This window comes from Leptospira paudalimensis (assembly GCF_026151345.1).
In the GTDB taxonomy this organism is placed as follows: domain Bacteria; phylum Spirochaetota; class Leptospiria; order Leptospirales; family Leptospiraceae; genus Leptospira_A; species Leptospira_A paudalimensis.
In genome coordinates, this window is record NZ_JAMQPR010000001.1 from 1,966,802 (window position 1) to 1,993,596 (window position 26,795).

Below are 26,795 nucleotides of genomic sequence, written 5' to 3' on the forward strand. Positions count from 1 at the left end.
ATTACCACTAAGGAAAGATATCTCTTCCTGTTACATACCTCTCCTTCCACCATTTTTCATTTAGGGATTGGATGACAACACCTCTACTCGTTGAAGCATGGATAAAATTTCCGTTCTCTAGTACCATACCCACATGTGTGATCTTTTTGGTATTGGGAGACGCAGAGAAAAATACTAAATTCCCAATTTCCTGTTTTTCTCTCGTGACAAATTTTCCGATTTGTGATTGGTCTTTTGCTGATCTAGGAATTGCCTTTTCCTTCATTCCAATTTTTGGATCGGTTAGGATGGATTTTGTCAATCCTGAACAATCAACACCACGTTTGGAATACCCACCATACAAATAAGGAGTTCCAATCCATAACCTACCGACAGGATCAACTAACTTACGTTTGGAGGAATTTTCTGTTTGTGTAGGTTGAGAAGTAATCTGTTCTTCTATAAAAATGAGATTCGGATCTAATTTAGGTCTTTCTTTTGTGATCCATTCTCCTTCTTCATTCCAAATGATTTCGGTTCTACGATCTGAAACTTTAAAATCGTCAATGGTGTTTTTCCCTGAAAGAACAGAGATTGTATCTTCAATGACAGAATTCCAACGCACAACCAAATCAGAATTCTTTGATTCAGGTTTCATTTCATTCATCAGTTTCTTTTGTTTTTCTGAACTGAGTGTTTGCATATTTTTAGGTATTTTTTTTTCTAATTGTTTGAGAATGACAACCGGATTGGATTCTTGTTTTCGCATGAGAACATACAATCGACCAACCACAAACAATGTTTCCCCCGTCCAAGATTTGCTTTTTGCAACTGAAAAAAGATTTAACAATTCATCTTCAGGCACTTGGCTTAATTTCATCTCCCGATAAAACTTACCTAAAAATGGAATTTCTTTTTTGTTAGGTTTGGTTGTGATGAGGTAAGGAATTAGTTCTTCCGTTTCCTCCCATTCATATCCATGGTCACGTAAAATAACAAACCGTTCTACTTCCAATGCAAATTCCGAAGGTGACATCGATTCAAACACAGCCCACACCCGTAAGGATTGGATGATGTTTTGGATTTCTTTTTGGTTTGCTCGGTCGCCAAGTTTTTTTCGAATTTCACTTCGAATGAGTAAGGTCTCTTGTTTGTTATAACCAGATTCTAAAAGTGTGTCTAAATTTTGAGAATGTAAAAAACAGGGGAAAAGGAAAACCAATAGAAAAATAGATAGATGGTACTCTTTTGAAAACATGAACCAAGGAGTAAAGGTATCTACACTGATTGTAAAGAAGGATTTAAAAATTTCTCTCGGTTCATTTTGATTTTCTCAAATGACGAAACATATCCAAGTTCAATCAAACGTTCATACGCAAACCAATCAAGTAATCCAAAATTATTGGTAGGGATTTGCAAAAACAAATCTGAGATTTTTTCTGTTTGGCGGATTCGTTCTCGGCTCGATGCTAAAATCGAACGGATGATGATATCTCCTATAGGAGGAAATTTTGGTTTTAAGATGTCTTGGAAATTGATGAGATTAGTCATTTGGAAGATTGGGTTTGTCATCACACCTGGTTTGTTCACATCAAAGTATTCACAAAGTTCACGGTCTTGGTCTGGATAAATGTCACCAAATACATCTACCGAAATTACTTTCCCGACACCCTTCTCCTTGAGTGTAATACCAGGAACATTATCAAGAACTCCCCCATCCACATAGACAATTCCATCATCAATGAAAGGTGGTACAATACCAGGAATGGAAGTACTCGCACGGACTGCTTTCCATAAACTTCCCACTTCTTGTACGTGTATTTCTGAATGGGAAAGGTTTGTTGCAACCGAGAAATAAGGAATCCACAAATCTTCAATTTGGATGTCACCAAAAAAATCCCGAATGGCTTCCGTGTATTTTTTCCCTGTTGTTAGGGATAAAATGGGAATTGTATATTCATTTAAAAGGTCTTTTGATACCCAAAATTCCTTTGCTTTTACTTTACTTCCCTCACTAGATTCACCCATCGCAATGAGTGCAGCAAAAATGGAACCCGCACTTGTACCAGAAACCATATCAATGGGGATTGTATTTTCTTCTAACGCTTTGAGCACACCTAAATGGGAAAACCCTTTGGCACCACCGCCACCTAATGCAAGTCCTATGGATTTTCCAAGTAAACCTCTGCCCAATCTTTCCCAAGTGTCCATTCGTTCTAAATGGACATGAAAATGACGTTGGAATCTCCTTTTTTCAAGGTGGTTGATTGTACCTGGGCGAACCATTTCTCGATTTGATTGCAAGAGGACAAGAACATGATTACGGTCACTAAACTTACGTTTATCGATGAGTGATTCCATTTGGATACAATTTGGATCCTCATTTGCATCTTTGATATAAACAAAGGTATCAGACTGGCGCAGTGTCCTTTCGACATAAGGACTTAATTTGCCATCATCCTTCACAAGATAAAAAATATAATCGTATTCGGCTTCAATTTGAGTGAAAAATCGAATGATCCAAGGTTCTCTATCTACTTCTTCTAATTTTTCCAATTCTTTCATTCGATCGTTGAACATTGATTCATCGACAACATAAAAAGATCCATACCGAAGGATTACAATTCCGAGATAATGAATCATATCTAAAATGACTTTTTCAGGAAGTGAGGATAGTAACGTGAAGGTTTTTGCCTGTGGGACAAATCCTTTTGTTTCCGTTTTGGCGTGAGCCAATCGTTCTGCGATGATTTTCGTAATTTGAAGTAAACTCTCAGGGTATTTTACAAGAATGGACAATGCCACGTCTCTAGGAACTCGGATGAGTTCTGAGTCTCTCACAGCTTTCACTGTGGCAGAACGTTTTTCTCCCGTAAATAAACTCAACTCTCCAATGATATCGAGACGTTTGAATTCACCTACATCTCGGATACTGCCATCGGCACTTCGTTTTTCGTAACGAAGTTTTCCTGCCGCCAAAATGTACAGATCATTTCCATCTGAATGTTCCAAAAAGAGAATCTCTCCTCCTTTTAAAAATTCGCGAACAGTATGTGACATCATTTCGCGTAACACGGAATGAGGGAGGTTTTTAAACAAATCCGCCAGTGTCAAATACTGTGCAAGAGTCGGAATTCTAGATTTTCGGATCCGTTTCACAACAAAGGTTTTAGTAGGATTTAAAACAAATTTCAAGCAACCTTTTCTCTATTTTGGGTAACGCGAACGGATTCGATTGAAAAAAGAAGAGTAGTCATAATTCATCCTTCCTTACAATGGGAAAGGAGAAGAGGCTTATGATCGCAAGTTTACGTGGGAAATTACTCCAATTAGAAATTGATCGTTTGGTGGTGGAAGTGTCTGGCGTGGGTTATGAAGTGATGATCCCTTTTCCTCTGCATTTAGAATGTAAGGATAAAATTTCTTCTGAGATTTTTTTACATACCTTCCATTCCATCACAGACCGTGGACAAAGGTTATTTGGATTTTCTTCAAAAAAAGACCGCGAATTATTTGAACTCATTAAATCCCTACACGGAATTGGCGAACTTACTGCTTTAAAAATATTATCTTTTTTCCAAGCAGATGATCTTTACCAAATCGCAAAAGCCGATGACAAAAAAACTTTGGAAAAAATTCCGAAAGTAAAAGGGAAAACTTCTGAAAAGATTTTATTCGAAATCAAACAAAATCTCAAAAAATTTGAAATGTTTTTAAATGAGGGAACAACTGATTTTAGTATCGTAGACAGACAAACAGATTTAGCAACCCTTGCCCTCATCCAACTTGGTTTTGATGAAAAAACTGCCACCAAACAAGTATCTGATGCAAAAAAATCAAATCCAGGTCTATCTGCATCTGATATCGTAAAACAAGTGATTACTGGGACCAAATAAATCAGAACATTCTATGTAAGTACCAATTGTTTCCGATTTTGATGAAACTTGGGTTGATTAAATAACGTTCCAGTTTGGGATTTGAATCAAATCGAAATTTGAGTTCTACCTCTTCTTTTGATCCAATGTAAACATCAATCACCACAAGGCCCGCTTGGTAAAATACATCACGGATGGTAAGATTGCCCTGGTTTCCTTTTTTTAGATCCAGTTTTTTCCCATCAAAATAATACAGTGAAAAATAACCATTTGGATCTTTTAAGTCCAAAGCCACTTCCTCTTTGGACCAATACCCTTTGGCATCAACAAATAAACCGGTTTCTGCATCAACAAAGTCCAAAAGGTGGGAAAAATGGCCCTCACACAAATCGAATAATAACTGTTTAGTTATATAAAATATAAACGTTGTATCAAATTGAGTAATTCCTTTTCCATACACGACCCCTTGTTTAACGGGGAACGGACAACTTGGTTTTACAATATTTCTCGATTGTGGAGTTTGTGTTCCAATCGATGCATTTTTACCAACACATGTGGAAAAAAATAGGACGATTAGGAAGATTACAGTTAATAAATGGATTGGTTTGGGAAAAAAAGACCACATTACATTGTTTTGTTGAGAAGATCCTCAAACAAATCCCCCGAATACATCTCAAGTGCTCCATTACTTGCTGAGATGATTTTTTTGCCTGCTTCTGTTACATCAAAATTCCCAATCACATACCCTTTGGTTGCACCCATATCTTCCATTTGGTTTGTCATCTCTCGTAAAAAAACATCGGAAACCTTTGCATCTTTCCATTTACGCACACGAAAGAGAGCACGTTTGTTCACATCCTCTTTGGAAGAAGCTAGTAAATTGACTCCATCTGCTTCTGGGTTTGCAATTTCCTTAGTGACCCGATAACCAAGACTCATCACCATCCGAGTGGCTTGGTTTTTAAAATTGGTCCCTGGTAAACTTATGAATTTTTCAAATTTGTCGAGACCCAACATATCCAATTTGGATGTAAGTTTTTTTCCATTTTCATCAACCATACCTTTGATATTGAATGGTTTGGAGGAACGCATCCCACTTAACTCAAAATAACGTGAGTTTGGAAATAAATTCACGGATAATAAATTCAATTCACGTGTTAAGTCATATTCATGAGTTAACGATTCAACAGTTCCTGTTCCTCGTTCCAAGCGGTATTTTAAATTTGCTAAAGCAACCACATCGGGATCATCCATTCGTTCTGCTTCGGCTTCAATTAAGTATTCAGCACCTTCTTCATAACGTCCCATATATGTTGTGATCATCGCAAAATGAATGCTACACTCTGTAATTTCACTTTGCCAAGCATTGAGTTTTGCCATTTCCAGACATAACCTTCCATACTTTAAGGCTTCTGGAAAATTTTGCATGAGGATGGCTTCTGTCATTAGGAACTGGAATAAGGTGAATCTCACAAATTCATCTTCTATTTGTTCACTGATGGCGATGGCAGTTTTCACTGCATCTTTGTGTTTGTTTTCCCTCGAAAGGGATAGAGCGTATAAAAATCCTGATACTGGGGTTTTTTCAATTTTATATGCTTTTTCAAAGTATTCTCTTTCTTTTCCACCACCGGTCACTCCGGAGATCACACCTTTGGCGATATAATACGATGTGAGATTGACCTTCTCTTCAGGGATCCTCGCAAAAAAATGTTCAGCGATTTTGAATTCTTTTTGTCCGAGTGCCATAAAACCCAAACGAATACAAGCAATCGGATTGGATCTGTCCACTTGGAGTGTGTCTAGGTAATGGAAAAACGCTTCTTCAAAAAAATCTTTGTTATAATAAATCTCAGCAATCCGGTTGGAAACTGTGACAGGATCAATTTCCTTGGTGTATCGGTTATTTTTTTTGATGATTTCCAGGTGTTTTGCTTCGTTGAGTGGGTCATTCTCCATGGCATAAATTTTTGCCATCACGTAATGACCGTAGGGATTTTGGTGGTCTTCTTCTAGTTTTTCCCTAACCAGGGCCCTTGCATCTAGAAAATTCCCTAAAGTGGCGAGGCTTAAGGCTTTTGCATAACTATCCCGCCTCTGTCCAATGACAAAGGTCAAAAGAAACCCAAGTAAAATCACTGCGGCTCCTACAAAGATAAAAAATGCCAATTTCGAATACTTCCTATTTTCCTATTTTGGTTGGTAAAAAAGAGTCTTACGTCAATTCTGTCCTGGAAGTGATACAACTCACCTACATTTCGTTTGCTCTTCGACTTCTCGTTAGAGATCGTCTCTATTCCTTGGCCTATGGCCTTGTGGGAACTCTTGTTTTTACTTTCCTCGTCCTAGCAGTCAGGATCCACTTCCATTTGTATGCGGGAGTGTCTCTTACTAGTATCGTTTCCTTTGACAAGTCTCCTCAGATTCTTTTTTACGCTACTAGCTTTGCACTCATGACTTTATTTTTCTTCCATTGCCTTCATTCCCTCGGTGATATCGGTGTGATGATGGCAGTCGGAGGCAATCGTTTTGGATGTATCCTACTCCATTCTTTGTCCTTATTTTTCCTATTTTTACCAAGTTTCCTACTGGCGGTCGTACTAAATTTAGGTCTGCTTTCGCCTCCACCAGATTTTGGTTTATTTTCAGAAGTAAAATCCATTTTCACCTGTTTGGTGCTTTTTCTCTTTTTAGGAATCCTAGTCTCATTTCCCACTGTTGGGATTAGCACCTTCATTGATCCTTACCAGTCCATACGGAGGCAAAAATAATGTTACTCCGTGTCCACAATCTTACCAAACGTTTTGGAAATGAAGAGGCAGTGAGTTCGGTAAGTTTTGATGTGAACCAGGGAGATTATGTTGCCATCATCGGTCCATCCGGATCTGGAAAAACAACTCTCCTTTCGATGTTAACGGGAATGTTGTCTCCAACGGAAGGGGACATTTTGTACGACCAAATCAAACTCTCTCAAATATCCAAACAGGAACTAGCGGAAATTAGAGCTCGTGACTTGGGACTTGTATTTCAATTTTCAGAGTTAGTTGGAAACTTAACCATCAAAGAAAATATCTTACTCCCTGCCTTGTTTACTAAAAAATTTTCGAATGATGATTACATCCGTAAATGTGATTACCTGATCGAACACCTAAAATTAGGTGATATCCAGAATTCATTGCCTAGGACTTTGTCAGGCGGCCAAATCCAAAAGGCAGCCATTGCACGTTCTCTCATCAACGATCCTGCGATTCTTTTTGCCGATGAACCATCTGGAGATTTGGATCCAGAAAATAGTTATTTAGTACAATTATTACTCAATGAATACAATAAACGAAATCATTCGATCATACTTGTCACACATGATATGAAACTTGCCTTTGATGCCCAAACCGTTTATGAAATGAAAAACGGAAGGTTCGAACAAGTGATCAAGGGCGAGTAACGTTTTGAAACAGGCAATTGGTGTTGATATTGGTGGTGGGAGTATCAGAGTTTCCCTCTTTAATGAAAAAGGAGAAGAACTGAATTCCAACCACAAAAAAACACCAGACCACTTAGACAATGATTCCTTTTTATCTGTTTTAATCGAAGCCATCCAACCTTTGGCAAAAGAAAGTATGGGGATTGGAGTTGGTTCCCCTGGCCCATTGAATAACAAAACAGGCGTTATGCTCAAAAGTGCTAATATGATTGGTTTAAATAACCTACCTATCAAATCTTCTTTAGAAGCTAAATTTTCTCTCCCCGTATTTTACGAAAATGACGCAAACTGTGCAGCATTAGGCGAAGCTATTTTTGGTAAGTACAAACATTGTGAGTCCCAACTGATCCTAACCTTAGGTACAGGAATTGGTGGAGGATTTGTATTAAATGGTCACTTGTATTCAGGGTATTTAGGCAATGGAATTGAAATAGGCCATACCACTTCAGTCATTGGTGGAGCATTATGTGGGTGTGGAGTGAAAGGTTGTGTTGAAAGTTATTTTTCCACAATCGGATTTCTGAATCGATATTTTGATAAAACAAAGTCCAAACTCACCAATGCTGAAGTTTTTTTCCAATTGGTCAAAAATGGTGACCCAGTAGCAAAGGATATTTTAGAATTTGGAACCAGGGCACTTGCACACGCAGTACGTGGTGCAGTCCATCTACTCAATCCAGAAGCGGTAGTTTTTGTAGGTGGTATTACCAAGTCTTATAATTTATTTGGAAGTGCATTGGAATCAGAAATTCGCTCCAACATCTTCCCAGTATTAAACGATCGATTACAAATAGGACCCGGTGGCAATTTATCTGGTACGTTAGGTGCCGCCTCTCTAGTATTCGCAAAGGAGAAAAAGTAAGATGGAAAACTGTATTTTTTGTAAAATCATTAAGGGTGAAATCCCTGCCAAAAAAGAATATGAATCTGATTCTATCTTTGTCTTTCACGACATCACTCCCCAAGCGCCAATTCATTTACTCATCATTCCCAAAGTTCATATCAATAGCATGAATGAAATTGCAGCATTGGATCCAAAGGTGACGAATGAAATTTTCCAAGTGATTCCAAAACTAGCCGAAAAAAATGGAATCCATGAAAAAGGATACCGATTGGTCAATAACTGCGGAAGTTATGGTGGCCAAACAGTAGGACACCTCCACTTCCATCTATTAGGTGGAAGGCATTTACAATGGCCACCAGGGTAATTACAAAATGAGAAAATTAATTTTTGGAATCATCGTTTCAGGCATTGCGATTTATTTTTTACAAAAAAACTTTGATATCAGTGAATTCAAACGGTTGGAAGGAAAAGTCAATTGGTGGATATTCCCACTCCTCATCCTTTCCAACCTTTGGGCCTTTGTTCCATTTTCCATTCGTTGGTTCCATCTTTTAGAAGAAAAGATCACCTTCACTCAATCCTTCACTACCGCAATCATTGGAGTTGGATTGAATATGGTATTACCAGCTCGCGGGGGTGATTTGGTAAGACTACTCATGAACAAACGAGATTCTGATTTACCTCTCACTCACCTATTAAGCCGCATTTTTTTGGAAAAAGTCATGGATTTGGGTGCCGTGGTTGTGATTGGTGCGGGAGCTCTTTTTTATATGGGACTTGGCCAATCAAAAAACCTAAGCTTATTACTCATTTCTGCACTTGTCATCTTGGCGATGTTAGTTGGATTAGTTTTAGTCAAATACTTCCTGTCCACTCTACAAAAACTCTTGCTAAATTGTTTTTCTCTGATTGGAAAACAATCCTTGTATGAATCAAAACTAGACCACCACCTTGTCGAATTTTCAGAATTTTTGCAAGGTGACAAACTGATCAAACCATTGGCCTATTCACTTCCAACATGGATTTTTGGTTATGCGATCTCTTATTACTTAGCAGGTATGCTCATCGGCATGCCAATACGTTTTCCTGAGGCCTTACTCTTTATGTTTTTAGGTGGAATGGGAGTGGCAATCCCCTCTGCTCCCTCTGGAATCGGAGTATTCCATGCGGCAATCATTTCAGGCTTTATCATCTTAGGAAGAGACCCAGGGGAAGGACTTGTGTATGCAACTGTTGTCCATCTAACACAGTTTCTCATCACAACATTCTTAGCTTGTTTTGCTTACCTTCATTGGCGTTTTTTGCATAAAAAAATTATATAAATTCAATTATTTTTAAAACAAATACCGTTTCTCTTCCACTCTAAAAGGAGATGGAAGGGAATTTACCATTCAAACAAAAATGGATCCATTTTAGTTTCTACATTTTAATCATAACATTATTCCAATGTTCTCCTTCTTATTTTCCAAATGAAAAGAACTCTTCTAATTTGGAAAACCCCTTTCTCCCACTAGTTTCTGTTAGTTTAGGAACTTACCTTTCTCCCTCTCGTTTTGATGCCTATGCAGAAAAAAATATAGATTGGAATCGTTTTTTAGGAACATGGTATGAGATCAAACGCATAGACAATCCATTCCAATCTGGGCTCACGAATGTCTCAGCAGAATACTCACTGCGAGAAGATGGGAATATCCGAGTGAAAAACCAAGGAACATCCTCAAATGGCGCAACTACCATTGAAGGGATTGCCCTTTTACCAGATCCGAATCTCGGAAAATTAAAGGTCAGTTTTTTATACCCAATTTTTTTTGGTGATTATTTGATTCTTAGAATTGACCGCCAAGGGTACCAAACAGCCCTTATTGGTGGGCCAGAATCAAATTTTTTGTGGATTTTTTCAAGGGAGAAAACAATTTCGCAATCGATCGAAACTGAATATACTTTGTATGCACAAACGATTGGTTATGATACCAACCGTTTGCAAAAATTCTAAGGTTTAGCCGAGAGCTTTGATCACATCCTCAGGTGCTTGCACCAATTCAACAAGAACCCCTTCACTACAAAGTGGAAACTCTTCGTTTCCTTTCGGGTGGATGAAACAAACGTTATAACCAGCTGCACCTTTTCGAATTCCACCAGGTGTGAACCTGACGCCTTGTTTGGTGAGGTATTCCACACAGGCTTCCAAATTATCAATCCAAAGGCCAATGTGGTTGAGTTTTGGATCGTGTACTTTAGGACTTTTGTTCGGATCAATCGGTTGCATCAGATCAATTTCAACCTTGTAAGGTCCATTTCCCATGGAAAGGATGTCCTCGTCGACATTCTCTTTTTCACTTTTGTAATCGGAAACTTTAGTCAGTCCCATCACTTCAACCCAGAATTTGGATAATTTTTCTTTTGATTCTCCACCAATGGCCACTTGTTGGATGCCTAACACTTTAAATGGACGTGACATATAAATTCCTCTCCTATCTTCTTTGAACAGCAATCGAATATTTCGTTTCCATCAATGTCTTCGCGAGAACTTCCTCCGAATACTATTTTTTCACTGTTAAGAGGGATTTCATGTTATTAGCAGTTGCCAATTTAAATTGAGTCAGTAGCATATCCTTCTACCGACATACACCTAAAAATAAAAAAAAACTCATCCTTTATCAACGGATTTTTTAATCCCCGCTTCCTTGGAGCTTTTTCTAAAGCAGCTTTTATGGCAACATCCAACTTCGGAACAAGTGGTATCAACAAAATTGAACAACTCCTTCCTGTAACTAGAATATCCTGATTTGTAATCTTTTGATGCTCTAAATTGACTTGCTTATACTCTTCCTAATGAACGCAAGATAGGTAAAAAAACAGATCAAAAATACGAATATTTTCTTATTCCTATTCGATCCTCACACAATTAAAAATTTAATAACCAAAAAAGTAAGACTTACTTACATTTTGAAGTATAGTTCGTTTTGATTTAATCTATAATTCCGGAATTGCTAGGTCCGATTATCCAGGTTATTTAATACTACAAAATTCGAATTCTTCCTTTTTTTCTCTGACTTCATTTCCCCTGGCTCAATATAACCCATATTTGTTGCCATTGTTGTAAAGGAGAAAGACAAACTTACATTCAATAATAGTAAGATAGTTCCTTTTTTCCACGTTCCCTCTCAAATTCGAAAAAACATCCACAGAGTTTTTCAATTTTCTGATTTACAATATAACATTTGTATATACATTATCATCTAACAAATATGTCATGACCAATTAAATCAAAAAAAATATGAACCAAATTCATCTAGACGTACAAAAAAATACCAATGACAGTAGTAAAACTCTGTATAATGTCTTTTGTTCATACCATAAGCAATGGTAACCAAATTACAAATCCATCAAAACAAAAATCTAACAAACAAATGTTGGTTAATAACTTGAAATGATATCTATTAATAAATTTAAAGTAGAGGAGATTTCGAAATGAAAAGGATTTTAGTAATGATTTTATTGACCATCAACACTCACTCCTGCACAGGTTTAAGTAGACTTCTTGATACAAGTGATAACAATACTGAACCATATTTAGCATTTGGTTATTACCTCTACCTACTTTCTGCACCGGGAATTTGCCCCGCTGTCGATCTAACCATAGAAAAAGGTGTCAACTATCCATTAACACTCTCCACCTCAAGCGCGGTTATCTTTAATATTTCCTCCACAAACAACTTACCGCCACCAAACCAAAGTAGACAATACTTCTTAGTGGTGACGAAAGATGCATCAGCTAATATAGAATTCTCAACTTATAGATTATGTGATGTAAATCGAAGGGGTCCATCCCTTACCTCGCCTGAATCCTCTACACCGACTGAATTACGCTATAGATTGGAAATGAATGACGTCAGAGTCCTTCAGAATGCATTTTATTTAAAATTGATCTCTGGAAATGCTTCCATTTCGATCCGTCAGGAGTAAATCACAGCAATCCAATATCACATTGTTATAATGGATTATGGGAGAAGACAGTAATTCAATTACCAATGTATTTTATTCAGCGGTATTCTGTTTCAATAACTAAATCCACAAAGTTTAATAGATAGCGAGAGAAATCAAAATGGGAAAAACTTTTCCCATTTTATAATTGTTTTAGAATAACTAATTATTCCGCTAAAATCAGTAACGTACTAAACTGAGAGTTTAAGATTTGGAATTTTTGTAAAAACTCTTTGATCCCTTCTTCACTCACTCCACCCGAATAATCAAAATCACTCTCTAAAATGAGTCGGCCATCAGCATCCATATAACTTCTTGAATACCGCATTTTCTGATTCCATTTATTGGCTAATTCAATTTTATTTTTTTTATCCGTGTTGAACGATGAATAAAATTGAATGGATGAGTCATTGCCTGAAACAAGTCCTACTTTATAATCTTGGTAGGATACGATCAAAAGCTTATCTTCATCACTTAGAATCTTATAACCTAATTCGACCAAAAGTTTTTTGAGTAAATTCTTTTCGACTTTGTAATGTAAGGTGACAGATTTAGAGGCTAATTCTGTTTCCTTTCCTTTGGTTGACTGAGCAACCAAACTAAAAAATAAAGAGAAAAACAAAAGGGATGAAACAAAAAATCTCACAAAAACCTCGAAATCTGTAGTGTTGAATTCAATGGTAAAAGGAGGAATGCGTTTCCATTTTTACCAATCTATTTACAAGATTTGTAATTTGATCGGAAAGAATTCAATCCATTTCTCTGTGAAATTTTTGCAAATGGAAAAAAAGTAGAATTTCCAAAGAAATTCAATTGATTTTCCATTCACCTAGGAACTGCTAAACCATTATCCATGAAAATTTTGTTTCATTTTCCTGTTTTCCTTATACTCCTTATTTTTTCTCTTTTTAGTTGCAAACCTGGTCAAACAAAAACCACAAACCCATCTAGTCCCAAAATTGATTCCATTGAAACATACAAAAAGGAAACTAAATACCCCTACCTCTATACGGGAAAAATAAATCTAGAACATTTCATCAAATTAAAAAATGATATCGCCATACTGCACCTAACAAATGATAAAATTAAAACCAATGCCTCAATAGCAGGAGCCATCCGAAAGGCTTACGAATTCGTTTCTATTGATTTTATTCCCAAAAGTTTTTATGAATTGAATCTAAAAAATCCCGATATCATCCCGCAAGGTACCGTTCTCCCAACAGAGGACACGACCCTAGTTCTCATCAAAAGAAATCCAACTTATAAGAATGAAACAAAAGATTGGGAGTTCAAAAAACGAATCGAGTTAAACCAACATTTTACTTCTCTAAGCTTAGATATTCATGATTTGGAAACACATTTAGATAAAATTCATTCAATGGCCAAAAATGATCCAAATCGTATGCAAAATCCAAATGAAATCTTAGAAAAAATAATTTTTTTAGCAATGTTAGGTTATACGGAAGAGATTGATCCACACACTCGTGTTTACGATGCCAAGGAAATTAAAACTGATACATCATTTAATGTATTAAACAATATTTCACACAGGATCATTACTGGATACCCTGATATTCTTTATATCAAAATCAAGAATTTCCTTCAATTTAATGACCAATTTACCATTGCCAATGCGACCAAAAAAATCATCGAACATGAATTAAACGAAAAAAAGAACAATCAGAATACGATAGGTGCTTTACTCATTGACCTAAGAGAAAGTGAACAATCAAATCTCATTGAACTTAGAAAATTTCTTTCACTATTCACTTCATCACAAAACTTATTTAGCATACGAAACAGATATGAAACAAATATTTATCCTTCGCTTAAAGGTGATCCAATTCTTTGGGATGGTCCAATTGGTATTTTAGTTGGTCCCAAAACAACTGCTGGAGGAGAATTAGTTGCTGGAAGTTTACGGGAAAACAAAAAGGCAATCATTTTAGGTTCCAGAACCTTTGGACAAGGCACCTTTCAATTGTTTTACGAAGTTGGTAAAAAAACAGGATACTTTTATGCAATAACGAATTCAAAGATGGTGTTACCTTCAGGGGAAGAAATCCAAGGTTTTGGAATTTTACCTGATATCATCATTGAAGATCCTAACAAAGAATCCAATACCCCTCACGAAACAAAATTTTGGAACTGGATCAAACCTACCAATGCCAAAAATCCATATATACCTAAAAACATCCAAACCAAACTGGAAGAAAAAATGGGGGTAAACCAAACAAACAAAGGTTTGTTTGCAGAAGAAAACCCTACTGATTTAGACCCAGTCCTCACCCAATCCATCGAATACTATAAAACCTATTTGAGCACTAACAATGACTTTAATTTAAAATAAATCGTCTTTCAAGATAAAGGTCCAATTTCTTCTGAATTGTTTCTTATGATTTTGAGTCTATTTTAAATTGGTAAGCAATGTCTTTCATATCAATTGCGGTTTGGTTTAACTCAGAGGAACTATCTGCTGTTTGCATTGAAACTTCACTCATTTGATTGGTACCAGAACTGATTTCCCCTAACGCCAAAGCGTTTTGGTTCATTGCTTCCGAAACGGAAATGATTGCATGGTGTACTTCGCTGATACTACCGCTGATTTCTTTTGCCAACATAAAAGTTCGTTTAGCTAATGCATTTATCTCTTCCGATTGGCTTTTGTATTCCTTTCCAGAAGCAACAACTGTTTCATAATCAGGAATCACTTTTCCTGTGATCATATTCAATAGTTCTTTCACAGAATCTACCATTTCCATCATTGCTTTTTCGAGTTTGTGATTCAGTTCCACAATTTTTTTCACGGTGTCTTGTGATTTACCAGCTAGATTCGAAACTTCCGTAGCAACCACTGCAAACCCTCTTCCATGTTCCCCTGCTCTTGCTGCTTCAATGGCTGCATTGAGCGAAAGTAAATTAGTCTGGTCTCCAATTTCAGCAATCATACTTGCCAACTCTCGAATCTCTTTTATCGCCTCTGCATCTTTTACTGCACTTTGAATTTTAACATTGATGGTTTCAAATAAGGATTTGGCATCGATTAATGATTTCCCAACAAACGATTCCAATTCGCTTGCTTTGCCTTCAATTTTTTCTGCTCCTTTCGAAACCAATTCCATTTCGTTGCCTAATAAATTAAGGGTTTCAATCATCGAATTCGATTGAGAAGAAATTTCTTCTGCAGACGCAGATACATTTTCCGCACTTGCAGAAAGTTCTTGGACTGACGAAGCTATTTCTTCAATGGTTGCGGAAGAATCAGAAGCTAACGAAGATAAATGGGAACTTTTCCCTGTAATGGATTCAGATAAACTTTGGATTTTTTGAACAATCGCAATTAAGTTATGGCGCATTTTCTCCAAACTTTTTGCCATTCCTCCAATTTCATCCTTACGTTCTAATTGGATTTTTGGTACTTCGAAAGACAGTTCATTATGAGAAATTCGATTCATCAACATAGAGGCTTCGCGAATCGCATGTGTCACCTTTGTTAACACATATCCCATACCAATCGATACTACAATCACTGAAAATAGAATACTAATGATTGTTAAAAGTGCGATGAAATCCAATGACTTTGTCATGGAAGAAACAGGAACACGGTAGATCACTCGCCAAGGAACAGAATGTAATTGGTAACTGCCATACAAACATTGTTTGCCTTTTGAATCTTTCCCTGCAAAAATAATTACTGGTTCCTTTGACGTTTTTAATTCGGAAACAACCTCTTCTGGGAATGCTTGGCTTAGATCTTTGTCTAGAAGTTGGCTATCAAGTGCAAGTTGGATGACGCCTTTTCCATCCACGAGCCAACTTTCTCCTCCAAATTGGTCTTGTTTTGTGAATTGTTTAGAAGCAACCGAAACATCGATTCCAAGAGAACTGATGAGAACAGGATTTCCATTTTCGATGGTAACACCATTTACAAAGATAGCGTATGACTTGTATTCTGCCGTGTAATCCATATTGATCACTAATTCTTTTTTGGATTGGATGAGGTCAAAAAACCAACTATCATCAGGGTCTTTGTCACTTAATGTATCAATTTTTTTAGCAGAATAATCCCAATAATTTTTTGTCTTGGGATTGATGAGTCCCAAATACGTAATATAACCTAATTTTTCTTTGTAAGAAGTTAAATTCTTAAACACTTGTTCGGATGGATCACCAGTTGGTTCTCCCGCTTTGGCCCAACGAATGGTATTGTGATCAGACGCAATGATCACAGCAGTTTCCTTTGCACGTTCCAAAATAGAATCAATGGTTGCTGATTTGGATTCTAAAATCTTCACCATATCAAAACTTTCTAATTTTGATATGATCGTACTTCTCCCAACATAATAACTGAGAAAACCAGTTAGGCCACAAGCAAGAGTGACGGAAAGGATGGTAAAACTAATCAGTTTTGTACGAAGCGAATTTGGCTCCCATTTGAATTTCATAAATTGTGAATCCTTTCAAAAGAATTTTAGAATGTTTTCTTGCTAAAACAAAGCATCTAGTATAAAGTGTTCTAACATTTTTGCATCCAAAGTCACAAGGAAAAAATAAAACATGAAGTCTCTTTTTTATATTCTTTTCTTGGGATTGATCATAACAATGCAATCAAGTATCATTGCCGAAACGAAAGAGCAAGAAGAGACTATTTCTAAGGATCCAACCTCCCTTTATCCCGCAAAAACATTGGAAACGCAAAAAAGCCAACAAACATTGCCAGGCGAAATCAGTTATCGCTTAACGGGGATGTTAAAAACAGATTTTGCTTATGCCAATCATTCGGTTTTATCCTTTGGTTTTGACAATTTAGTTGGTCCAACAGTTGCCAAAAGACAAGTACAAGCAAGAGATTCCGAACCTCGTTCGGGGATTTACCCTACCAGTTCTTTACTTGGAACAGAGATTAGTTATGGAACCAAAGCAAAAGCCATCTTCGAAGCAGATTTTGTAGATCTTACGAAAAGTAGTGTAGGAGCAGAAACAAAACCTAGGGTCAGGCAAATGTATTTCCAATACAATCCCAGTTCCAATTTACAATTTTTTCTTGGGAGAACTTGGGATATGTTTGCAGGTGTTTTCCCTCAATCATATAACGCAAGTGCCTTTATGTCTGCCTCAGGTAACATCGGTTGGCAAAGAGAACAAATTGGACTTTGGTACAAATTAGGTGAATTCAAATTTGGTTCTGCCGTTGGAACGACAGGGTTTCATAATGATCCAAATGTAAAAACCAATATAGAAAGGAATTCTATGCCTACCATTACGGTTAGGTTGGATTGGATTCCTTCCACCAATTTACTTTTTACGACTTCGGCTATTGGAACCAAACTGAAAGTAAGTGATCCCAAAACAGATTCGTCAAGAGATGGTTTGCCTCTTTATCCAGACCAAACGATTGATCCTAACCCATCACTCTCCAAAACAATCGCAAACCAAACTGCCAACCAAAGAACCACACTCGATTCCGGTGGTGTTTCCTTTGGATTTGTTTGGAAACAAGGAAAGTTCGAATCTCGAGGTGAAATTTCCTATGGAACAAACATAACATCCATTACTGCATCTGGTATTGCACCTTTCCAAACATCCACTTATGGTGAAACATTTTCAGATAGTCGTTTCGGATTTTTATCAGGCGGATTTGCCAATGATGCAAAAACAAATACCAAACGAAAATTTGAATCACCTAAAGAAGTCAGTGGATTTCTAAGCCTGAATTATGAATTTACCAAACAATTTGGTTTAGGCCTACATGTTGGTATTTCTAAAATTACAAATCCAGAAGTACTTGTAGGAGCAGATTTTAATTCCCTTGCAACAAGTCGTTCCGATCAATTCCAATGGACTTCCAATCCTAAAATTATGGGGTCCATTCGGGAAAATTTGAATTATGGATTTCGGATGAATTATGATCCAGAAGAACGAATTCGTTTTTTCTTACAAACGGATGTATTTCGCACTTACTACAAAGATGTAGATCGTTACTCCGGTGTATCAGCACATATCGGAAGTTATGATCCTATTTCTCAAACTGGAGAATTAAGGGATCCAGGGAACCAGTCAAGCCGTGCCAGTGCCGTTTCTGAATCGTTCATGATCCGACTCGGTGGATTATTTCGATTTGATACTTGAGTTTTTATTTTCTAACCATTTGAAAAGCATTTGTTTTAGATTTTCTTTTTGAATTGGTTTACTCAAATAATCATTCATACCCACTTCAAAACATTTTTCTTTTTCACCAGCTATGATTCCCGCTGTGACAGCAATAATGGGTATATTTTTCCCTTTCTGAATTTTCCGAATTTCGATTGTTGCATCATAACCATTTTTAATCGGCATTTGGATATCCATCAGGATCAAATTGGGAGATTCGTTTTGAAAAACTTTGATTGCTTCCTCTCCATTTTCTGCCTCAAGAATGACAGCATCGATGATAATCCGTTTGATGAAATTTTTCATCAAACCCATATTCACTGCATTATCTTCTACCACCAATATTTTTATCGTATGTTCCTTTGTATTGGAATCTGAAAATCCTTTGAATTCAACTTGCGTTACAATCGATTCTGTTTGTAAATTTGGATCATCTTCTGGGATACGGAAAGGAATCTCAAAATAAAATTCACTGCCTGTTCCAACTTCACTATTCAATTTTAACTTTGACTTCATCAAACTTAATAGTTGCCTACAAATCGCAAGACCAAGACCTGTCCCACCAAACTTTCGTGTTGTGGAAAAATCTTCCTGTGTAAACGAATCAAATATTTTCTTTTGGTTTTCTTTTGCGATTCCAATCCCTGTATCTTTTACAGAGATTCTGATTTTAACTTCATTTTTTACATTTGTTTCCAAACGTATCAGTTTACATTCGATAAAACCCTTTTCGGTAAATTTAATTGCATTTCCAAATAAATTCAAAAAAATCTGTCGCAAACGATTGGAATCAAACATTAAAGTTTGCGGAATGTTTTCATCCATGTGCAACCGAATATCCAAACCTTTTATAATTGCTTGGATATCCATAATTTTAATCGATTCTAGGACTAATTTTTTTAAGTCATTGGCCTCTTCTGCTAATTGTAATTTTCCTGCTTCAGCTTTTGAAAAATCCAATATATCATTTACGATATTTAAAAGAGCATGTGCCGATTGTTTTATGATTTGAGCGTATTCATTAAAAGAAGTATCAACCAAGGTTTCTGCAAGTAAATCCGAATAACCGATAATTCCATTCAGAGGAGTGCGAATCTCATGGCTCATATTTGCTAAAAATTCAGATTTGGCATTGTAGGCATTTTCAGCCAATTCTTTCGCTTGTTTTAACTCAAGCTTAGTTTCATAGGATTCTGTAATATCCCTTGTGAACATTAGGATACCACCAATTCCACCAGTGAGTAAACTCCAAGGTCGAATTTCCCATTGGATCACTTGGTCTTTATCCCAACCTGGAGGACGCCAAATATCTTCATCCCTTTTTAAAATTTCACCTTTTAAACCACGAGAATGGATATTTTTCCATTCCTCTCCAATATTGGGAAAAATTTCATAATGGCATTTACCAATGATCTCTTCTTTAGTGAGGGGGATTTTATAATCATCAATCCACCTTTGGCTAAGAGCAACGTAACGCATCTCTTGGTCGAGCATGGCAACAGCTGCTGGAGCGTGTTCAACAAATGACCATAAAATAGCCGTTTGCGAAGCCAAAGCCATTTCCCATTTTTTTCTTTCGTTAATGTCTTGGATGATACCATAAATTTTTACAACACGGTTATCTTCATATTCTGCACGGCCAATGGTTCGAACCCAAGTTTGGTTCCCTTTTGCAGTTACCATTTCCAATTCTAAATCATATTCTTTTCCCGTTTCCAAAAGTTCCTGTACTGCATTGGTAATTTTATTTCGACTTTCTTCACTGTGATAAAATTGTAATCCTGTTTCTACGCTTGGAACAAAGTCATCACTGACTTCATGGATACGTTTTGTTACATTGGTCCAATTGGCGTGGTTTGTTTTTAAATCTAAATCCCAACCTCCAATTTTTGCTAAATTTGCCATCTGGTCTAACAACCGTGAGATGGATCGAAGTTCCATTTCGGACTGGATGGAATCATTAATGTTTAAAATTTGATCCAAATAATAAATAGGATTTCCTAAATGATCACGAATAATGGATTTATTCAGTATTGCCCAAATGGTTTGGTTGTCTTTCGTTAAGTAACGTTTTTTAATTTGAAAACTTGGTATGAGCCCTCGATTTAATTTTTCTAAGTAAGCTAATTCCAATTCAAGATCATCCGGGTGTGTGAAATCCGATAATTTTTTTTCTTTTAACTCCTCCGCTTGGTAACCAAGCCATTCGCAAAAAATAGGATTTACTTCTATCATCTCACCATGTGGATTTGAGATATCCATTCCAATATTCGAATATCGAAAAGAGGATGTAAATAAATCTCTAGATATTTCTAAAGATTGTAAAATGGGAGGTAATAACTTTTCTTTTCCTTCTGAAAAAGAATCTAAGGCAAGTAAGATAAATTTCCTACCGAATTCATTAAATTCTTTTGTATGGAACCGAAATGGAAAACCAGCACTATTACTGGGATCAAAACAAATTCTACCTAAAATGGAATCTGTTATAGTTTTTTCGGAATGTATCTTGATGCCCGAGTGGGTTAGAATACATTCCTCTGGGAATGGTTGGTCGATAGTGAGACCCATTGATTTTGTTGCTACTGGGCTTGGATACACGATACCTACATTTGTATCCCAGACTAAATAACCGAATGAAGCTTTCTCAAATACAAATTCACATAACTCTGGTTTGTTAGCGATGAATTTGACTGGACTTATCATATTTTATGTGCTAAACTTCATTTCTTAAAGATGACAACAAAGAGTCCACGCAGATCTCCAACTTGGTAATTGATTGCCAAATCATTCGGATAGAGTTTATTCAGGGTCGTTTTGGTTTCAGTTGACATTTCTTCTTTTTTTCCATGACAGGCAACACATTGTCCCATAAGTGGTATGGGAACATACACCTTCACATTTTCATGAGACGAGACAACTCGACTTGGAAATACACCTTCACTTGATTTTTGCTTTTGGATTTCCTTAAATACCAACACCTCCTCAGGGGAAAGAAGGTTATTCACATTGCGAGGCCTATCTGTTACACGTTTTAATATGACATGATTTGCTTTTCCCATGTTAGCGGTGAAACCTAGAGCATTTTGTTTGCAGAAGGGAATGGCAGAGGTAGTCCCACCTTCAGACAAAGCAGTCGAAAGTTTTTTTTGTAAATTGGATTTTGCTTCGTTTGTAATCTGAATTGCCAATGATTCATAATTGATAGTTTCTTTTTGGCAATTGTAAATAGGGATTGAGAAGAGGAGAAAAACTAACACGTTCCATCTGATCTGATTCATACGTATTTCCTTTTGTATTTAATTTGATTTGATGATTGGTAAGTTCACAATGAATTCTGTTTTCCCTGGATGGGACACAAATGATATGGTTCCATTTTGTTCCGTGATGATGGTTTTGCAAATGAATAGACCAAGTCCAATTCCTTCCCCCTTCTCCTTTGTTGTAAAAAAAGGTTGGAAGATATTTTTTTGTAAGTCGATTGGAATTCCAATTCCATTGTCGATGATTCTGATTTCTATCCTTTCTGAGTTATCAGTGGAAACTTTTACTGTGATTTCCCCTGTTTTAGGCTCAGTGGCTTGGATGGCATTAAAAATCAAATGGGACCAAACTAATTTCATAGATGCTTCATTCACATACGTCGAAAGTTGGTCATCGATTTCCGTAATCAGGAGTCGGTTCATTTCCCAATACTGATTGTATAAAATGAGTATATCACGAATTCCGACTCCGATCTTAACGAATGATTTTTCTTTGTCCGCATATGGTTTTGAAAATTGTTGGAAGGTTGAGATTACTTTTTCTGTACGATCAATTGCATTCGTAATGAGTAAACTTGCATTCTCCATGGTTTTGTATTTTAACCATAAAAAAATAAAATCCCAAGAAGTTTTGTCTTCTCCCGAAATCCCTTCAAAACTTTTATAATCAATACCGAGTTCGATACAACGATCTGCAAAATAAAAACGGTCTTGTCGTTCGAGAAAAGGAAATAGTTCGAGGATTACATCCAATTCCTCCCTTTTTTCTTTTTTGGTTCGGTGTTTCCAACGAATTTGTTTTTCCTTTTCATACCATAGTGGGTCTTTGTTTGTAAGATAATTTTGTTCTTCACTCAAAAGATAAGAAACCATCGATTTAATACCTGCAAGTGGGTTTTTAATTTCGTGAGCAACGTTCGATGCAAGGGACCCAAGAGTCACAAGACGATCATTTTGTATTAAACTTGTTTCCCTTTGGTTTAATTCTTCTGATAATTTTTGGTTATTGTTTTCTAATATATCGAGTAAAAAAGAAACCAATTTAACAATACAAACTGTCTTGGCAAATAGTAATATGACTTTTAGAATTTCCAAAACAAGGACAATTCGATTGGGTCCTTGTGGAGAGAGTTGGTACCCAATATCAATCTCCACACCTTGCCAATGAGCAACAAACATTCCACCTAAATACCCAACAATGACAACAATACCCATCACCATTGAAAATGTTCGGTGAAGAAAAAAGGAAATATAGAGTTGGAATAAAAAAAACAAAGTAAAAAATATTGAATTTTGGATGGGTAAGGCTTTTAAACCTTGTGGGTGCAAAACAATTGCAAAATAAAATCCAGCAAGTAAAACCAAGTAATCCACCACTAAAAAAAATATAATCGTTGGATTCGAAAGTTTATTCGCTCTTTCATTTTGTATGAACTTTTTACCATGGTAGGAACTAATTAAAAAATAAAAGGCACAAACGAGTGCGATAGAAAAAGGAGGTTTGCCAAAATTCAAAACTGAGGCTATCACTGCAATCCAAGCGATCACCATTCGGATTGAAATCAAAATCAATAGGCCTTTTGATTTCATCTGGTTTGCAAATTGCTCAAGTAAATTGGAAGAGGTAACCATAAGTTTTTTGGTCTGATCATTACATACGGTTAGATTTGGAAAATCAAGCATTTCTCTTGTAGAGCCGTTTGACATAGGAGGATTGTCCTAAAATCTTGGATTAGGTTCCATTCTATGAAACAAACAAAAATTGCAATTATAGGTGCAGGTGGGCTCACAGGCAAAGAACTCGTTGGATTACTGGCTCACCACCCACATTTCCAAGTCGTTCATATTACTTCCAACCAAGTAGATGGGAAACACATCCGTGAGGTTTTTCCAGACCTTTCCCACTTACCAGACTTAAGGTTCCAAAAACACGATGCACCAATTCCAGAGGATGCTCATATTGTCCTTGCAACTCCCAACGAAGTTTCCTTAGAAAAAGCACCAGAATTTTTAAAAGAAGGAAAGAAGGTTATCGATTTATCGGGAACATTTCGTCTCCACGACCAAAATCAATTTGAATCAGCATACAAATTCAAACACACAAAGTTTGAATGGATGGACAAAGTTGTGTTTGGTCTTCCAGAATTATTCCGTGAAAAAATTAAAAATGCAAACTTCATATCCAATCCAGGTTGTTTTGCAACATCTGCGATACTTCCCATTGCTATTTTAGGAAATCTTAGAAAACAAATCCAAGGTCCTGTCATTGTGGATGCGAAATCAGGTGTAAGTGGCGCGGGAGGAAGAACTGAAGAAATTAAATATGCTTACACACATGTTTATGAAAATTTTAGAGCTTATAAAGTTTTGAGCCACCAACATGAACCAGAAATGGAAGAATATTCTTTTGTTGGATCGGATCCTAAAAAAATCCATTTCACTCCTCACCTACTCCCTGTTTACCGAGGAATATTGGCAACGATTTATATCACATTCGAAAACCCAGTCGATCCAAAAGAAGTAAAAGATAAAATCCAATCCGTAGCAGAAAAGGAAACCTTCATTCGATATTACGAAACACCTGAAGAAATTGAAATTAGAAAGGTACAAAACACAAACTTCCTAGACATCGGATTTACCACAAAGGGAAATACGTTAGTACTCGTAACTGCACTTGACAATTTAGTGAAAGGAGCAGCAGGGCAAGCATTACAAAACCTGAATTTGATGTTTGGTTATCCGGAAACTTTAGGCCTTGTTACCATTTGACTCCAAACACACTCTGGTTACAGGAGCCTTTGAGGGAGAGGTAAATCTTTTAAAGAACCATCCTCAATTTCCAAATGTAAGGGAGATGGGAATTGGAAATTTAGAACAGGCTGTCCAATTGTTTGCTTACTTAAACCAAAACCCACAGATCCAAAACATTTTGTTTTTAGGATCCTGTGGTGTTTACTCATGGAGTGAAACCAAACCAAATACGATTGTTTCACCAAACTCTGTATGTTCATGGGAACTCGGAGCAAGTTTAGGTTTTACAAAACAATTACCACACACACCACAATCCTTTCCTCTCCAACCAGATCCGATGTTTGCCAGTGGCATTTGTAATGCCCCCACCTGTATCACACTCCATACAATGGATTCTCCACCCGAAGAAAATTGGAAGACACTCTCGTTTGAAAACCTAGAGTTATTTGGGCTCACAAAAGTGGCAAACGAGTTCAATATCCCTGTCACCGCCTATTTAGCTGTGACTAACACAGTAGGACCACAAGGTTCTATCGAATGGGCTAATCATTGGCGAGAACTCTCAAACCAGTTACAAGGTTATTTCCTTAAAGCCTAAAGTGCCTAAAATAACACGTGCTATTTGCCAAGCACATCTTTCACTGCTCGTTCTTCCATCACTCGTTTGATCCAATTTTCGACGGAATCCGGTGTATTTGTATCCATCATGTGGTTGTGTTCTATAAAAGGAGCATAAAGGATTTCCAAAAGTCCAAATTCATTCCCAAACAAATATTGGGCTTTGGATAGGATGGAATCAATGATCTCCAAATGCCTTCCGATTCGTTTGGAGGAATCTTTCATTCGTTTTGGTTCCCATTTTTCTTCTGGGACAAATTTTTTAGAGAAGTAAACCACACTATTTGGAAAACAATACTCTGATTCACATTGGTTCAACATCTGGTAAAGGATTGCTCTTTTTTGTAAATCAAGCGGGAAAAGTGGATTCGAAAACTGATGTTTCTCTTCTAAATAACGAATGATAGCCGAGGATTCAGAAAGTAAAAACTCACCATCTTTTAATACGGGAACTTTTCCATAAGGATTGATGCTTAGAAATGGTTTTTTCCGATTTTCCAATTTGTCTAAAGCCACGTGGATGGTTTCGTATTCCAAATTTCGATACTTCATATAGATATGAACTCGTTTGCTATAAGTGGAATTTGGATGGGAATAGAGACTGTACATAGTTACCTCAATGGTTTCAATTCAGATAGTAAACTCAAATTAAAGATATTTTCAATAAGGAAACCAAAAGATCCCTTCTCGTTTTAATTTTTCGATGGCATAACGATCTGTCATTCCCGCTATATAATCGCAGATAATCCTCATCCTTCCATCTTCCTCTTCTCTGTTTCGGTAAGACTCAGGGATGGAATCAGGATGTGATTCAAAATGTTTAAAGAGTAAATAAATGATTTCTTTACCTCTTTCACTCATCCTGGAAACTTCAGAATGCCGATACAAATTTTGGAATAAAAAATGTTTGAGTTCGATGAATTCTTTTTGTAACTCTTCAGAAAATTGAACAATTTTGATTTTTTTTAGGTATAAATCGGAAATAGATTCTCTTGTTTGTACATCATATTGAATCAATGTTTGGTGAATGGTTTCAATCAAATCAGAAACCATCAAATTCAATAATACTCGCCCAATCGACCTGGATATGGAATGGATTTCAGACCCGGATTTTTTTTCGGTTTTAGGCAAACTGTCTTGGATTCGTTTCCAAATGGAAAGTGTTTTCACTTCTTCCAATTGTAATAAACCACTTTCCAATCCATCTTCCAAATCATGTGCAGAATAAGTAATCTCATCAGAAGAATCGACAATCATTGCTTCTAAAGAAGGACCTTTTTCTCTTCTCACCGTTAGTAAGTTAGTTGGTTCATACCCACCACCATGTTTCATTATGCCAAGCAATGTTTCCTCGCATAAATTGAGACCAGGAAATTCAGGATACCTCCTCTCCAACTTTTGCACGACCCTGAGTGATTGTTTATTATGTTCAAAACCACCCTTTTCTTTCATGAGTTCTGCGAGAGCATCTTGGCCTGCATGCCCAAAAGGAGAATGTCCCAAGTCATGAGCAAGTGCGATGGACTCACTTAAATCTTCATTGAGCCCGAGGACCTTCGATATTGTTTTCGAAATCCCTGCCACTTCTAAGGTATGTGTTAATCGATTTCGAAAATGATCTCCTTCCGAGTATACGAAGACTTGTGTTTTGTATTCCAATCGTTTGAATGCATGTGAATGGATGATACGATCCTTATCTCTTTGGAAAGGCAATCGATACGGATGTTCTGGTTCCACAAATGCACGAGCGCCAGAATGACGACTTTTTACGGCATAGGGTGCAAGGATTTTTTCTTCTTCAAGAAGGAGTTCATTTCTCCCTTTCTTCATAAATCTCTTTCCTTTTTCGGCGA

24 protein-coding genes are annotated in these 26,795 nt (G+C 36.7%); 12 read left to right on the forward strand and 12 right to left on the reverse strand.

Annotated elements, in window-relative coordinates; translation table 11 throughout:
* Positions 1-7 precede the first annotated feature (7 nt).
* The gene (locus ND855_RS09175; RefSeq protein WP_265358088.1) at positions 8-1,237 is read right to left on the reverse strand and encodes a C40 family peptidase; all 1,230 of its coding nucleotides are present in this window, start codon (positions 1,235-1,237) and stop codon (positions 8-10) included.
* Between the two features lie 20 nt (positions 1,238-1,257).
* Positions 1,258-3,138 carry a patatin-like phospholipase family protein gene (locus ND855_RS09180; protein ID WP_322113567.1) on the reverse strand — a complete coding sequence of 627 codons (1,881 nt, stop codon included), beginning with the start codon at positions 3,136-3,138 and terminating at the stop codon, positions 1,258-1,260.
* Positions 3,139-3,275: 137 nt separating this feature from the next.
* Between ND855_RS09180 and ruvA the strand changes: the two genes are divergently transcribed.
* Positions 3,276-3,875, forward strand: coding sequence for a Holliday junction branch migration protein RuvA (gene ruvA, locus ND855_RS09185; protein WP_265358090.1), 600 nt, complete (start codon positions 3,276-3,278; stop codon positions 3,873-3,875).
* 1 nt (position 3,876) lies between these two features.
* On the opposite strand, the gene ND855_RS09190 is transcribed toward ruvA, so the two are convergent.
* Both ND855_RS09190 and ND855_RS09195 read right to left on the reverse strand, forming a co-directional pair.
* The gene (locus ND855_RS09190) at positions 3,877-4,479 is read right to left on the reverse strand and encodes a hypothetical protein (RefSeq protein WP_265358091.1); all 603 of its coding nucleotides are present in this window, start codon (positions 4,477-4,479) and stop codon (positions 3,877-3,879) included.
* Positions 4,479-6,023, reverse strand: a complete 1,545-nt coding sequence (locus ND855_RS09195; protein WP_265358092.1) for a restriction endonuclease — start codon at positions 6,021-6,023, stop codon at positions 4,479-4,481. Before ND855_RS09195 ends, ND855_RS09190 begins: the two co-directional genes overlap by 1 nt.
* Between ND855_RS09195 and ND855_RS09200 the strand changes: the two genes are divergently transcribed.
* Genes ND855_RS09200 through ND855_RS09225 form a run of 6 tightly spaced genes read left to right on the forward strand, consistent with a single transcriptional unit; the run spans position 6,017 to position 10,172 of the window.
* Positions 6,017-6,625, forward strand: a complete 609-nt coding sequence (locus ND855_RS09200) for an ABC transporter permease (RefSeq protein ID WP_265358093.1) — start codon at positions 6,017-6,019, stop codon at positions 6,623-6,625. The two genes, ND855_RS09195 and ND855_RS09200, sit on opposite strands and share 7 nt — an antisense overlap.
* Entirely contained in the window at positions 6,625-7,296 is a 672-nt protein-coding gene (locus tag ND855_RS09205; protein WP_108958361.1) for an ABC transporter ATP-binding protein, read from the forward strand. The genes ND855_RS09200 and ND855_RS09205 overlap by 1 nt, the downstream gene beginning before the upstream one ends.
* A gap of 4 nt (positions 7,297-7,300) precedes the next feature.
* Positions 7,301-8,197 (forward strand): ROK family protein, encoded by an 897-nt coding sequence (locus tag ND855_RS09210; RefSeq protein WP_265358094.1) that lies wholly within the window; start codon positions 7,301-7,303, stop codon positions 8,195-8,197.
* A 1-nt stretch (position 8,198) separates the two neighbouring features.
* Positions 8,199-8,543 (forward strand): histidine triad nucleotide-binding protein, encoded by a 345-nt coding sequence (locus ND855_RS09215; RefSeq protein WP_265358095.1) that lies wholly within the window; start codon positions 8,199-8,201, stop codon positions 8,541-8,543.
* 7 nt (positions 8,544-8,550) lie between these two features.
* A complete protein-coding gene (locus tag ND855_RS09220; RefSeq protein WP_265358096.1) occupies positions 8,551-9,501 on the forward strand; it encodes a lysylphosphatidylglycerol synthase transmembrane domain-containing protein in 951 nt (316 codons plus the stop codon).
* Positions 9,502-9,551: 50 nt separating this feature from the next.
* Positions 9,552-10,172, forward strand: a complete 621-nt coding sequence (locus ND855_RS09225) for a lipocalin family protein (RefSeq protein WP_265358097.1) — start codon at positions 9,552-9,554, stop codon at positions 10,170-10,172.
* Positions 10,173-10,175: 3 nt separating this feature from the next.
* On the opposite strand, the gene ND855_RS09230 is transcribed toward ND855_RS09225, so the two are convergent.
* Positions 10,176-10,637 (reverse strand): VOC family protein, encoded by a 462-nt coding sequence (locus tag ND855_RS09230; protein ID WP_108958357.1) that lies wholly within the window; start codon positions 10,635-10,637, stop codon positions 10,176-10,178.
* A 1,013-nt stretch (positions 10,638-11,650) separates the two neighbouring features.
* Between ND855_RS09230 and ND855_RS09235 the strand changes: the two genes are divergently transcribed.
* Positions 11,651-12,145 (forward strand): hypothetical protein, encoded by a 495-nt coding sequence (locus ND855_RS09235; RefSeq protein WP_265358098.1) that lies wholly within the window; start codon positions 11,651-11,653, stop codon positions 12,143-12,145.
* Positions 12,146-12,329: 184 nt separating this feature from the next.
* Here the strand turns inward: ND855_RS09235 and ND855_RS09240 are convergent, their stop codons facing one another.
* Positions 12,330-12,809: a YbjN domain-containing protein gene (locus ND855_RS09240; protein WP_265358099.1), complete on the reverse strand. Its 480-nt coding sequence runs from the start codon at positions 12,807-12,809 to the stop codon at positions 12,330-12,332.
* A 207-nt stretch (positions 12,810-13,016) separates the two neighbouring features.
* Between ND855_RS09240 and ND855_RS09245 the strand changes: the two genes are divergently transcribed.
* Positions 13,017-14,513: a S41 family peptidase gene (locus ND855_RS09245; RefSeq protein WP_265358100.1), complete on the forward strand. Its 1,497-nt coding sequence runs from the start codon at positions 13,017-13,019 to the stop codon at positions 14,511-14,513.
* A 43-nt stretch (positions 14,514-14,556) separates the two neighbouring features.
* On the opposite strand, the gene ND855_RS09250 is transcribed toward ND855_RS09245, so the two are convergent.
* On the reverse strand, positions 14,557-16,608 hold the full coding sequence (locus ND855_RS09250) for a methyl-accepting chemotaxis protein (RefSeq protein ID WP_265358101.1): 2,052 nt from the start codon (positions 16,606-16,608) through the stop codon (positions 14,557-14,559).
* Positions 16,609-16,720: 112 nt separating this feature from the next.
* On the opposite strand from ND855_RS09250, the gene ND855_RS09255 reads away from it, so the two are divergent.
* Entirely contained in the window at positions 16,721-18,292 is a 1,572-nt protein-coding gene (locus tag ND855_RS09255; protein WP_265358102.1) for a hypothetical protein, read from the forward strand.
* On the opposite strand, the gene ND855_RS09260 is transcribed toward ND855_RS09255, so the two are convergent.
* The 3 genes from ND855_RS09260 to ND855_RS09270 are packed head-to-tail and all read right to left on the reverse strand — an operon-like array spanning position 18,272 to position 23,280.
* On the reverse strand, positions 18,272-21,016 hold the full coding sequence (locus ND855_RS09260; protein WP_265358103.1) for a PAS domain S-box protein: 2,745 nt from the start codon (positions 21,014-21,016) through the stop codon (positions 18,272-18,274). The genes ND855_RS09255 and ND855_RS09260 overlap by 21 nt on opposite strands.
* Before the next feature lie 17 nt (positions 21,017-21,033).
* Positions 21,034-21,591, reverse strand: a complete 558-nt coding sequence (locus ND855_RS09265; RefSeq protein ID WP_265358104.1) for a Tll0287-like domain-containing protein — start codon at positions 21,589-21,591, stop codon at positions 21,034-21,036.
* An 18-nt stretch (positions 21,592-21,609) separates the two neighbouring features.
* Positions 21,610-23,280, reverse strand: a complete 1,671-nt coding sequence (locus ND855_RS09270; protein ID WP_265358105.1) for a sensor histidine kinase — start codon at positions 23,278-23,280, stop codon at positions 21,610-21,612.
* Positions 23,281-23,319: 39 nt separating this feature from the next.
* Here ND855_RS09270 and argC point away from each other — a divergent pair, with 39 nt between their 5' ends.
* Positions 23,320-24,342 (forward strand): N-acetyl-gamma-glutamyl-phosphate reductase, encoded by a 1,023-nt coding sequence (argC, locus tag ND855_RS09275; protein WP_265358106.1) that lies wholly within the window; start codon positions 23,320-23,322, stop codon positions 24,340-24,342.
* Positions 24,329-24,922: a nucleoside phosphorylase-I family protein gene (locus ND855_RS09280; protein WP_265358107.1), complete on the forward strand. Its 594-nt coding sequence runs from the start codon at positions 24,329-24,331 to the stop codon at positions 24,920-24,922. Before argC ends, ND855_RS09280 begins: the two co-directional genes overlap by 14 nt.
* Before the next feature lie 20 nt (positions 24,923-24,942).
* On the opposite strand, the gene ND855_RS09285 is transcribed toward ND855_RS09280, so the two are convergent.
* Positions 24,943-25,551: a glutathione S-transferase family protein gene (locus ND855_RS09285; RefSeq protein WP_265358108.1), complete on the reverse strand. Its 609-nt coding sequence runs from the start codon at positions 25,549-25,551 to the stop codon at positions 24,943-24,945.
* A gap of 51 nt (positions 25,552-25,602) precedes the next feature.
* A complete protein-coding gene (locus ND855_RS09290) occupies positions 25,603-26,772 on the reverse strand; it encodes a deoxyguanosinetriphosphate triphosphohydrolase (RefSeq protein ID WP_265358109.1) in 1,170 nt (389 codons plus the stop codon).
* Between the last annotated feature and the right edge of the window lie 23 nt (positions 26,773-26,795).

Excerpts from the sequence above, each read along its gene's own strand:
- ND855_RS09245 (WP_265358100.1), top strand. The coding sequence starts at position 13,017 with ATGAAAATTTTGTTTCATTTTCCTGTTTTCCTTATACTCCTTATTTTT.
- ND855_RS09190 (WP_265358091.1), bottom strand. The coding sequence starts at position 4,479 with ATGTGGTCTTTTTTTCCCAAACCAATCCATTTATTAACTGTAATCTTC.
- ND855_RS09265 (WP_265358104.1), bottom strand. The coding sequence starts at position 21,591 with ATGAATCAGATCAGATGGAACGTGTTAGTTTTTCTCCTCTTCTCAATC.
- ND855_RS09230 (WP_108958357.1), bottom strand. The coding sequence starts at position 10,637 with ATGTCACGTCCATTTAAAGTGTTAGGCATCCAACAAGTGGCCATTGGT.
- ND855_RS09205 (WP_108958361.1), top strand. The coding sequence starts at position 6,625 with ATGTTACTCCGTGTCCACAATCTTACCAAACGTTTTGGAAATGAAGAG.
- ND855_RS09270 (WP_265358105.1), bottom strand. The coding sequence starts at position 23,280 with ATGTCAAACGGCTCTACAAGAGAAATGCTTGATTTTCCAAATCTAACC.
- ND855_RS09235 (WP_265358098.1), top strand. The coding sequence starts at position 11,651 with ATGAAAAGGATTTTAGTAATGATTTTATTGACCATCAACACTCACTCC.
- ruvA (WP_265358090.1), top strand. The coding sequence starts at position 3,276 with ATGATCGCAAGTTTACGTGGGAAATTACTCCAATTAGAAATTGATCGT.
- ND855_RS09290 (WP_265358109.1), bottom strand. The coding sequence starts at position 26,772 with ATGAAGAAAGGGAGAAATGAACTCCTTCTTGAAGAAGAAAAAATCCTT.
- ND855_RS09225 (WP_265358097.1), top strand. The coding sequence starts at position 9,552 with ATGGAAGGGAATTTACCATTCAAACAAAAATGGATCCATTTTAGTTTC.
- ND855_RS09175 (WP_265358088.1), bottom strand. The coding sequence starts at position 1,237 with ATGTTTTCAAAAGAGTACCATCTATCTATTTTTCTATTGGTTTTCCTT.
- ND855_RS09285 (WP_265358108.1), bottom strand. The coding sequence starts at position 25,551 with ATGTACAGTCTCTATTCCCATCCAAATTCCACTTATAGCAAACGAGTT.
- ND855_RS09255 (WP_265358102.1), top strand. The coding sequence starts at position 16,721 with ATGAAGTCTCTTTTTTATATTCTTTTCTTGGGATTGATCATAACAATG.
- ND855_RS09220 (WP_265358096.1), top strand. The coding sequence starts at position 8,551 with ATGAGAAAATTAATTTTTGGAATCATCGTTTCAGGCATTGCGATTTAT.
- ND855_RS09260 (WP_265358103.1), bottom strand. The coding sequence starts at position 21,016 with ATGATAAGTCCAGTCAAATTCATCGCTAACAAACCAGAGTTATGTGAA.
- argC (WP_265358106.1), top strand. The coding sequence starts at position 23,320 with ATGAAACAAACAAAAATTGCAATTATAGGTGCAGGTGGGCTCACAGGC.
- ND855_RS09200 (WP_265358093.1), top strand. The coding sequence starts at position 6,017 with ATGCCAATTTCGAATACTTCCTATTTTCCTATTTTGGTTGGTAAAAAA.
- ND855_RS09250 (WP_265358101.1), bottom strand. The coding sequence starts at position 16,608 with ATGAAATTCAAATGGGAGCCAAATTCGCTTCGTACAAAACTGATTAGT.
- ND855_RS09215 (WP_265358095.1), top strand. The coding sequence starts at position 8,199 with ATGGAAAACTGTATTTTTTGTAAAATCATTAAGGGTGAAATCCCTGCC.